Genomic DNA, 10,069 nt, shown 5'->3' on the forward strand with positions numbered 1-10,069 from the left:
AACAAAAGTAATAAGGATAATAATGATTAATGAATTTAAAAATTCACCAGTAATTCCCGTATTAACATTTAATGATGTAAATGAAAGTTTAAAAATATCAGAAATATTAATACAAGAGGGTTTAACAAATTTAGAAATTACACTAAGAACACCAAATGCAATGTCATGTATAGAAGCAATTGTTAAAGAGTTTCCAATGGCAAATGTTGGAGCTGGAACAATTATAAAAAAAGAACAATTATTACAAGTGCAAAACATTGGATGTACTTTTGCAGTAAGTCCAGGAGCTACATCTTCTTTAATTCAAGAAGCAAAAAGAATAGATATGAACTATTTACCAGGAGCTTCAACTCCAAGTGAAATTATAAGCTTAATAGAAGATGGGATTTTCTTTCAAAAGTTTTTTCATGCAGGAAATTCAGGAGGCTATAAAATGCTTCAAGCTTATGCTAATATTTTTGAAGAAGTACAGTTTTGCCCAACTGGTGGAATTGGTCAAAAAGACTTTCAAGATTATTTAAATCTGAAAAATGTAGTATGCTTAGGAGGTTCATGGATGGTTAATACAAAAACTATGTCTTTAAATGATATACAAATTGAAGCTAAAAGTATTACTTCTGTAATTTAATAAACAAGTCTTTATGTAGTACAACTTAATTAACCTAATTTAAATAGTTTTTAGATAAAATCTTACAATGAAATTTAAGCTATTTAAGACAGTTACATTTAAGCTTGTACTTTTAGTATTTGTTGCTCTTCTTGCACTAATTGGTACATCCCTTTTATTTAATTCCCAAATTGATAAACTAAAATCACAAATTGATAATCTTTACTTTGGTAACTTTGTACCTATTGTAAAACTAAACAATATTAAAAACAATTATAAATCAATAATTTCTTGTAGAACAATGAAATATATTTGCGATTTTAAAAAAGAAGAAAAAATCATTTTAGATGAATGGGATTATTATTATAATTCTTACAAAAATGAAAAAGAAAGAAATGTTATCAATAATGTTGATTTAGCACTAAAAGAGACTTTTAAAGTAAATAAACTACATATATTTAAAAATATTGTTAAAAAAATAGAATTTTTAATAGATTATGAGACAAAAACTGCATTTAAACAAAGAAAACTTTTTGTAGAAGAGTATAAAAAGATGAAAGATTATCTATTTTTTAATATACTTCTTCTTTTAATACTAACTTTTGCTATGCTTGCATATATTATTTATCAAGTTGTTAAAAAAGACAATCAGTTAAGAGTTTTAAATACTAAGTATAAAATTGATTCAATCACAGATTCAATGACAAAACTATATAACAGAAAATATTTTGATACAATATTTGATAATATGCCTTTTATTTCAAATGCAAATAATTGGGAATGTGCTTTTATAATGTTTGATATTGATTTCTTTAAACAATATAATGATACTTATGGACATGACTTAGGAGATGAAACACTTAAAAAAGTTGCAAATGTTTTAAAAGAATATTTCAATAATAAATATGAATTTGTATTTAGATTAGGTGGAGAAGAGTTTGGTGTAGTATTATTCGATATTGACATTGATATTTTAGAATCATGTTTAAAAGAGATAAATAAAAAAATTGTTGACTTAAAAATTGAGCATAAAACAAGTGAAGTTTTAGACTTTGTTACTATTTCAATAGGTGCTATAATGTATAGACCAAATACATATATATCTGCTAATAAACTTTATAAAAGAGCAGATGATTGTCTTTATAAATCAAAACACAATGGTAGGAATCAATACCATATATTCAAAGGAGAATAATGTCTTTTTTATTCAATAAGTATAACCATTTTAACTTAGCTAATATTGTAACTTTTTTCAATATTGCATCAGGAATTTTCGCAATTTATTTTTTAACTCATCAAGAGTTTTTTGCAGCTGCACTATTTGCATGGCTTGCAGGAGGTTTTGATATTATTGATGGAAAAATTGCTAGAAAATATGAACTTTCTACTGAATTTGGAATTCAATTAGATTCTTATGCCGATTTCTTATCTTTTGTAATAGTTCCAACAATGTTTATATATTTTGCAGTAATTGATACAAAAGAGTTAATGCTTTACACACCTTTAATTGTATTTGCATTTATTTATTATGTTATTTCTGGTTTAAGAAGATTAATTCAGTTTAATATAAATGCCGAAGAAGGTGAAGTAGCTAAGCACTTCGTGGGTATTCCTACACCTTTAGGAGCTATTTTATTATGGCTTGTATATCTTATTTATTTGACTGGATTTATACATGAAAATGTTGTATTAGGTTTAATGATAGTTATAGGATATTTACTAAACTCTAAAATTAAAATCCCTCATTTATAAGACTTATTAACAAATGAATAATGAAGTTGTAAGTATTGATTTAGGCTCTAATTCTTTTAGAGTCTTAAAATATGACTGTCTAAATAATAAGATAATAAGCGATTACCATGAAGTAGTCGGAATGGCAGATGGTTTAATTGATACGGGTCTTATCTCATCAGAAGCTCAACAAAGAGTTATTAAAGCTTTAAAGCAATCAATTAAAGAAATAAATTATGATCCTAGTATTGCAGTTGCAGTTACAACAGCAGCAATGCGTAAAGCTAGTAATAATAAAGAAGTTTTAAAAAACTTTGAAGAAAATACAGGTGTTAAGTTTACAATAATTGATGGAATTGAAGAAGCTAGACTTACTTTACTTGCAATAAAATATGCTTTAAAAAGAGAAAAAATTGACTCTTCTAAATTCATACTTTTAGATATTGGTGGAGGTTCTACTGAGATTATTGTAAATACCAAAGAGAAATATGAATCGCATAGTTTTGATTTTGGAATAGTTACAATGACACAAAAGTTTTTTAAACATAATGATTTACAAAAAGATTTAAATTCAAGAAAATTAGAAATTAAAAAATACTTAGACTCTTTAGATTTAAATCTTAATGATTATACTTTTGTTGCAACTGCTGGAACTCCAACTACTATTGCAGCAGTTAAACTAGGTCAAGACTTTTTTTCTTATGATAAAGAAGTTGTTAATGGAACAATTGTAAATTTAGATGATTTAAAAGATTGTTTAAGTATTTTTGATAATAGTAATAAAAATGAAATCACTAAACTTGTTGGTAAAGGTAGAGTTGAATTTATACAAGTTGGTATTTATATATATCAAGCCATTTTTGAAGTTTTAAAAAAAAATGAATCAATAGTTTTAGATGATGGGTTAAGAGAAGGTGTTGCTATTAATCATTGTTTAGAAACAAAATGTGAAGGTTAAGATAATAACCTTACACTTTGTGCTTGAACAATATTAGCTTGCGATGCTGCTAGGTATCCAAGGTTTGCAGAGATATTGTTTTTTGAAAAATCTACAGACTCTTTTCCAAAATTTTTATCTTTATTTACTTTATTATCATTATATAGATCAACTTGCTCTTTAATAGTCTCTCTAGCACTTTCTTCAACTTTATTTCCAAACTCAGTAAATGTATCTGAAATATTTTGAAGTTGATTTGAACTAGTTTCAACTTTTGATATAGCTTGACTTAATTGTGCTGGATCATTTAAATCTGCACTATTAATAGTTTCAAAAATTTGATTTGCGAAGTCTGGTGTATTTGTTTTTTCAATTGAAAAACTTGTATTATCTGTATCGATAATAATACTTTTTAAATCATCATATTGATCTATACTTAATAAGTTTTCATTTTTATATTTAGTCTCATAAGCTACTTCATTAAAACTTCTAAGGTTTTCATTTATTGATTGTTTAATGTCATTTTTATCTTGAAGTTTATTTTCATCACTACTAACATTTTCTAGCTCTTTTTGAATATTATTTAAGAACTCTTGTTGTTTTTCTATTGAATTATTTGCAATATTACTAATTGCAATACCGTTATTTAAAGATTGTACATTTAAAGATAATTCATCTCTTTTTTGATTATATTCATTTATAGATAAAGAGGACGCATTTTCATTATCGACTTTTTGTACTTCGTTACTTTGTAGAGACTTGTCAATCTGTAATTGAGAGGATTGATTAAGGTTATTAATATTATTATTTATGTTACTTACATCCATAATTAACTCCTTAAAATAGTTGTTATCATGATTATATGTTAATTAAACTAAAACTAATCTAAAATGAAATATTTAAACCTAAAGTGTTAACCCACAATTAATATTTTTTTTTGTAGAATATCTGCTTATTTTAAAACGGAGAAAGACAATGAAAATGAATGGCGCAAAAATGGTTGTAGAATCATTACATCAAGAAGGGGTAGAAGTAGTATTTGGATATCCTGGAGGCGCTATTATGAACGTCTACGATGAAATTTATAAGCAAAATAATTTTGAACATATTTTAAACAGACACGAGCAAGCATCTATTATTGCCGCTCAAGGTTATGCAAGATCAACAGGTAAAATTGGAGTAGCTATTGTTACTTCAGGTCCTGGATTTACAAATGCAGTTACAGGCTTAGCAGATGCATATATGGATTCAATTCCATTAGTTGTAATTTCTGGACAAGTTCCAACACATATTATTGGAACTGATGGTTTTCAAGAAATCGATGCAGTAGGAATTTCTAGACCATGTACAAAGCATAATTATTTAGTTAATAGTATAGAAGATTTACCAAGAATTATTAAAGAAGCGTTTCATATAGCAAGCACTGGAAGACCAGGTCCTGTTCATGTTGATATTCCAAAAGATATTACAGCTCAAATTGCTGAGTTTGTTTATCCAAAAGAGATAAATTTACCTACATATAAACCAACTGTTAATTACAATAAAAAACAGTTAAAAAGAGCAATGGTTGAGCTTAGTAAAGCTAAAAAACCGTTACTATATATTGGTGGTGGAGCAATTTTATCAAATTGTGCTTATGAGATAAGAGATTTAGCAAAAAAATTAAATATTCCAGCAGTTGAGACATTAATGGCAAGAGGAGCAATGGGTGATGAAAATCCATTGTTCTTCGGAATGCTAGGTATGCATGGAGAGTTTGCAGCTAATATGGCAGCCCATGAAACGGACCTTTTAATTTCACTAGGTGCTAGATTTGATGATAGGGTAACTGGAAGATTAGATGAATTTGCTTCAAAAGCTAAAGTAATTCATGTAGATATTGACCCTACAAGTATTAGTAAATTAGTTGATGCAAATTATCCAATTGTTGGAGATTTAAAGAAAACTGTATTAGGTATGCTTGAATCATTAGAAGATTATGATTTTAATGACTTTTCTAATTGGGTTGAATTATTAACTGAATATAGAGAAAAAGAGCCATTAAGATATAACGATTCAAATGAAGTTATTAAACCTCAATGGCCAATTCAAAGACTTGGAAAACTATTAGGTTCTAAAGCTGTTATTTCTACAGATGTTGGACAACATCAAATGTGGTCTGCACAATTTTATCCATTTTCACATCCAAGACAATGGATAACATCTGGTGGTTTAGGAACTATGGGGTTTGGTTTACCAGCAGCATTAGGAGTTGCTCGCGCAATGCAAGGAACTGATAAAGTTTCTATAAATGTTACAGGTGATGGTTCAATCTTAATGAATATCCAAGAGCTTATGACTTGTGCTGAGTATAAACTACCTGTAATAAATGTTATTTTAAATAATAACTATTTAGGAATGGTTAGACAATGGCAAACAATGTTCTATGAAAACAGATTATCAGAAACTGATTTATCTGCACAACCTGATTTTAAAATGTTAGTTGAATCATTTGGTGGAGTAGGTTATAGAGTTACAACTAAAGATGAATTTGATGCAGCAGTAAAAGATGCAATTGAACAAAAGAAAGTAGCAATGATTGAAGTAATTGTTGCAAGAAATGAAGAAGTTTTACCAATGGTTCCAAATGGCCATGCATTAAATGAAATGACATTATTAGAAGGAGGTGAATAATGAATAATTTTAATCACTATTATGATACTGAGACTACAAGACAGGTTATTTCTGTTGTTGTTATGAATGAACATAATGTTTTATCAAGAATTGTTGGATTATTTTCAGCCAGAGGATATAATATTGATTCATTAACGGTTGCTCCAATGGAAGAGAGTAAATACTCTAGAATGACTATTGTTACAACTGGAGATAAAAGAGTAATTGATCAAATTGTTAAACAATTAAATAAATTAATTCCTGTATTAAGAGTAAATGAACATAGAAATGTAGTTGAAAAAGATACAGTTTTAATGAAGTTTTCTATTGAAAACAATTTATCAGATATTGATGTAATTGCACGTGCTTATCATGGTTCAATACAAAATGTTACTGATGAAGCTATTATTGTTTCTGCTACTGATTCAAGTGCAAGAATAATGAACTTTATTAAAGTAATGCAAAAATTCAATCCACTTGAAGTAGTAAGAAGTGGTATTGTAGCAATGGAAAGATAAGAAAACTTTTTCTTATCTTATCCTTAAAAAAAGGATAAAAAATGACTCTACAAGAGATTGCACAATCAATTAATATTGAATGTGATAACACAAAAGAAATTTCAGGGTTAAGTACCTTACTTGATTCAACACAAACAGAAGTTACATTTTTAGAAAATAAAAAATACCTTAATGATTTAAAAAAGACAAAAGCTGCAGCTGTTTTAATAAATGAAGAGTTTGCAAATGAAGTACCAGAGGATACTATTGCTCTTATTTGTGATGAACCATATTTAAATCTTGCAAAATTATCAAAATTATTTGCTCCAGAAGTAATTGAAATTGAGGGTGAAAAACCTGTTATTGGTGGATTTACAAAAGTTATGCCAAATGTGTATATAGGAAAAGGTTCAAGTATTGGATCTGATTGTACTATTATGTCAGGTGCTTATATTGGAGATAATGTAAAAATTGGTAATAACACAGTAATTCATCCAAATGTTGTAGTTTATAGAGATTGTAATATTGGTAGTGATTGTATTATTCATGCAGGAACTGTAATTGGATCTGATGGTTTTGGCTTTGCAAATACAAAAGATGGTAAATATATAAAAATTTATCAAAATGGTAATGTAGAAATTGGTGATGATGTTGAAATTGGAGCTAATTGTGCAATTGATAGAGCTGTTTTTAAATCAACAGAAATTGCAAATGGAGTAAGAATAGATAATCTTGTACATATTGGACATAATTGTAAACTTGGAATGGGATGCATCTTAACAGGACAGGTTGGGCTTTCTGGTTCAACAATTCTAAATCATTATGTAATAATGGGTGGGCAAAGTGCAACAGCAGGTCATTTAGAAATTGCACCTTTTACTACAATTGCAGCTCGTGGTGGAGTTACAAAAAGTATTACAGAAGCTAAAAAATCATGGGCAGGTTTTCCTTTAATTGAGCATAGAAGATGGCTTAAATTACAAAGTAAAATTGCTAAACTATTAAAATAAAGGCCAAGTTATAGCTAAAAAAATCATATCATTAATTGTTTTATTTATTATTGTTTATTTTGAATTTGCTACATTTTTTAGTACAAAAGATGTAGTTGGAAAAGTAGGATTTATATTTGCAAAGAACTCAAATGAGTACTTTGGTTTATTATCTTATGTATATCTTTTAATGTTCCTTTATCCTTTATATATTATAAATTTCAAGGAAAATATTAAGGGTAAAGATTTAACTTTAAATATTATTGTAGTGTTATTAATCCTTTTTGTATCTTTGATATTTCAGTCACTTATTGTCGAAAACGGTATATATAGTGGAAAAATAGGGAATATACTTGTTGAGAGTTTAAGCCCCTTTATTGGTAATGCTGGGCTTTATATTTTTGTTTTAGTTGGTTTTGTAATCTCTTTTCTAGTTTTATTTGAAAATTCAGAAATGGATGTTACAAAATTAGTTAATAAGTTTAAATTTGATAGAAGCTCTAATATTAAAAGAATAGAAAATACAAGTAGTAAAAGAAAGAAAAGAAAAGAAGAGAGTGTTGTAGTAAAAGAAAGTGGTAATACAGCTGAGATTACTATAGATAATCCAATTATCACTCCAGTTGCTCCTGTTGAAACAGATTTTATAAATGAACCTGAGATATTAGAAGTTATTGATGAGATAAAAGAAAATACTTCTAAAGAAGAGAATAATCAACTTGAAGAACAAATCTTAAGTACACAACATGAAGCACATGGAATAATTGTAGAAGAGTTAGAAGAGAATAAAAAACTTCTTGATGAAATTGAATTAGGTGCTACAGAAAAACCAAAAGATTTCAAGCTTCCTCATACAAACTTTTTCCAAGCAACACCAAAAGAGAAAAAATCTAAGGTTTCTGAGTCTGTGATTGACCAAAAGATTTGTGATTTATTAGATAAACTTTCAATGTTTAAAATTGAAGGTGATGTTGTAAGAACTTATACAGGTCCCGTTGTTACTACTTTTGAATTTAAACCTGCTCCAAATGTTAAAGTATCTAAGATTTTAAATTTACAAGATGATTTAGCAATGGCTTTAAAAGCTCAAACTATCAGGATCCAAGCTCCAATTCCTGGTAAAGATGTTGTTGGTATTGAAGTTCCAAATGAAGATACTCAAACTATTTATTTAAAAGAGATGTTAGAAAGTGATTTATTTCAAAATTCTAAATCTCCATTAACAATGATTTTAGGAAAAGATATTGTTGGAAAAGCATTTATTACAGACCTTAAAAAACTTCCTCATTTACTAATTGCAGGGACTACAGGTTCAGGTAAATCAGTTGGTATCAACTCAATGATTCTTTCACTATTATATAAAAACTCGCCAGATAATTTAAAATTAGTAATGATTGATCCAAAAATGCTTGAGTTTTCAATGTATAATGATATTCCACATTTACTTACTCCTGTTATTACAAAAGCAGGGGATGCTGTTAATGCCTTAGCAAATATGGTTGGTGAAATGGAGAGACGTTATACTTTAATGTCTCAAACAAAAACTAAAAATATTGAAAACTATAATGAAAAAGCTAAAAAAGAAGGCTTTGAGACACTACCTTATATTGTTGTTGTAATTGATGAGCTAGCTGATTTAATGATGACAAGTGGTAAAGATGTTGAATACTCAATTGCAAGACTTGCTCAAATGGCAAGAGCTTCAGGTATTCACTTAATAGTTGCAACTCAAAGACCATCTGTTGATGTAGTTACTGGTCTTATTAAAGCGAATCTTCCAAGTAGACTTTCATATAAAGTAGGTCAGAAAATTGATTCTAAAATTATCTTAGATTCAATGGGAGCTGAGTCTTTACTTGGTCGTGGGGATATGTTATTTACACCACCTGGAATGTCTGGATTAGTTAGAATTCACGCACCTTGGTCAAGTGAAGATGAAATCGAAAAAGTTGTTGATTTCTTAAAAGAGCAAAGAGATGTTGAATATGATATGAATTTTATCAAGGATAGAAATTCTCAAAACTCTTCAAATACTTCTACAAGTGCTGAGTTAGGAGAATTAGATGAATTATACGAAGCAGCAAAAATGGTTTGTATTAATGATAAAAAAACATCTATTTCTTACATTCAAAGAAAACTTAGAATTGGATATAACAGAGCAGCTACCATTGTAGAGCAGTTAGAACAAACTGGAGTTTTATCTGAAGCAAATATTAAAGGTAATAGAGAAATACTAGTTTAACAATTGTTACTTTATGTTTACAAATAAATATTATAATACTATTTGTAAACTAGGAGTAATAATTGATAAATATCTTAATGATCGAAGATGATGCTGAACTAGCTGAAATCTTAGGCGAATACTTAAATGAATATAATATAAAAGTGACAAACTTTCTAAGACCCGAACTTGGGATTAAAGCTTTAAATGAAAAAAAATATGACTTATTGATTTTAGATTTATCTTTACCTGATATTGATGGTATTGATGTTTGTAAGATGATTCGTAAAAAACATAGCATTCCTATCATAATATCTTCAGCAAGATCTTATATTGGAGATAAAATAGCATGTTTTTCTTATGGCGCTGATGATTTTATGCCAAAACCTTATGATACGCAAGAACTAATATATAGAATTAAATCTATTCTTAGAA

10 protein-coding genes are annotated in these 10,069 nt (G+C 28.0%); 9 read left to right on the forward strand and 1 reads right to left on the reverse strand.

Annotation, left to right across the window (positions count from 1 at the left end; genetic code table 11):
* Positions 1-22: 22 nt before the first annotated feature.
* The 4 genes from eda to GBG18_RS08145 all read left to right on the forward strand — a co-directional run bounded on the left by eda (position 23) and on the right by GBG18_RS08145 (position 3,296).
* Positions 23-628 (forward strand): bifunctional 4-hydroxy-2-oxoglutarate aldolase/2-dehydro-3-deoxy-phosphogluconate aldolase, encoded by a 606-nt coding sequence (gene eda, locus GBG18_RS08130; protein WP_152190064.1) that lies wholly within the window; start codon positions 23-25, stop codon positions 626-628.
* 67 nt (positions 629-695) lie between these two features.
* Positions 696-1,802, forward strand: a complete 1,107-nt coding sequence (locus GBG18_RS08135; RefSeq protein WP_152190065.1) for a GGDEF domain-containing protein — start codon at positions 696-698, stop codon at positions 1,800-1,802.
* Positions 1,802-2,359 (forward strand): CDP-alcohol phosphatidyltransferase family protein, encoded by a 558-nt coding sequence (locus GBG18_RS08140; protein WP_152190067.1) that lies wholly within the window; start codon positions 1,802-1,804, stop codon positions 2,357-2,359. The genes GBG18_RS08135 and GBG18_RS08140 overlap by 1 nt, the downstream gene beginning before the upstream one ends.
* Positions 2,360-2,372: 13 nt before the next feature.
* Positions 2,373-3,296, forward strand: coding sequence for a Ppx/GppA phosphatase family protein (locus GBG18_RS08145; RefSeq protein WP_152190069.1), 924 nt, complete (start codon positions 2,373-2,375; stop codon positions 3,294-3,296).
* On the opposite strand, the gene GBG18_RS08150 is transcribed toward GBG18_RS08145, so the two are convergent.
* Positions 3,293-4,102 (reverse strand): V-type ATP synthase subunit I domain-containing protein, encoded by an 810-nt coding sequence (locus GBG18_RS08150; protein ID WP_152190071.1) that lies wholly within the window; start codon positions 4,100-4,102, stop codon positions 3,293-3,295. The genes GBG18_RS08145 and GBG18_RS08150 overlap by 4 nt on opposite strands.
* A gap of 148 nt (positions 4,103-4,250) precedes the next feature.
* Here GBG18_RS08150 and GBG18_RS08155 point away from each other — a divergent pair, with 148 nt between their 5' ends.
* The 5 genes from GBG18_RS08155 to GBG18_RS08175 form a co-directional block, all read left to right on the forward strand.
* On the forward strand, positions 4,251-5,948 hold the full coding sequence (locus tag GBG18_RS08155; protein ID WP_152190072.1) for an acetolactate synthase large subunit: 1,698 nt from the start codon (positions 4,251-4,253) through the stop codon (positions 5,946-5,948).
* Complete coding sequence (gene ilvN, locus GBG18_RS08160) at positions 5,948-6,445, forward strand: acetolactate synthase small subunit (RefSeq protein ID WP_152190074.1); 498 nt, start codon at positions 5,948-5,950, stop codon at positions 6,443-6,445. Before GBG18_RS08155 ends, ilvN begins: the two co-directional genes overlap by 1 nt.
* 41 nt (positions 6,446-6,486) lie before the next feature.
* Entirely contained in the window at positions 6,487-7,434 is a 948-nt protein-coding gene (lpxD, locus tag GBG18_RS08165; RefSeq protein ID WP_152190075.1) for a UDP-3-O-(3-hydroxymyristoyl)glucosamine N-acyltransferase, read from the forward strand.
* A gap of 10 nt (positions 7,435-7,444) precedes the next feature.
* On the forward strand, positions 7,445-9,655 hold the full coding sequence (locus tag GBG18_RS08170) for a DNA translocase FtsK (RefSeq protein ID WP_152190077.1): 2,211 nt from the start codon (positions 7,445-7,447) through the stop codon (positions 9,653-9,655).
* A 62-nt stretch (positions 9,656-9,717) separates the two neighbouring features.
* Positions 9,718-10,069: response regulator transcription factor (locus tag GBG18_RS08175; protein WP_152190079.1), on the forward strand; the 352-nt coding region annotated here is incomplete at its 3' end.

Origin of the sequence: Poseidonibacter ostreae (assembly GCF_009208075.1) — a bacterium.
GTDB lineage: Bacteria > Campylobacterota > Campylobacteria > Campylobacterales > Arcobacteraceae > Poseidonibacter > Poseidonibacter ostreae.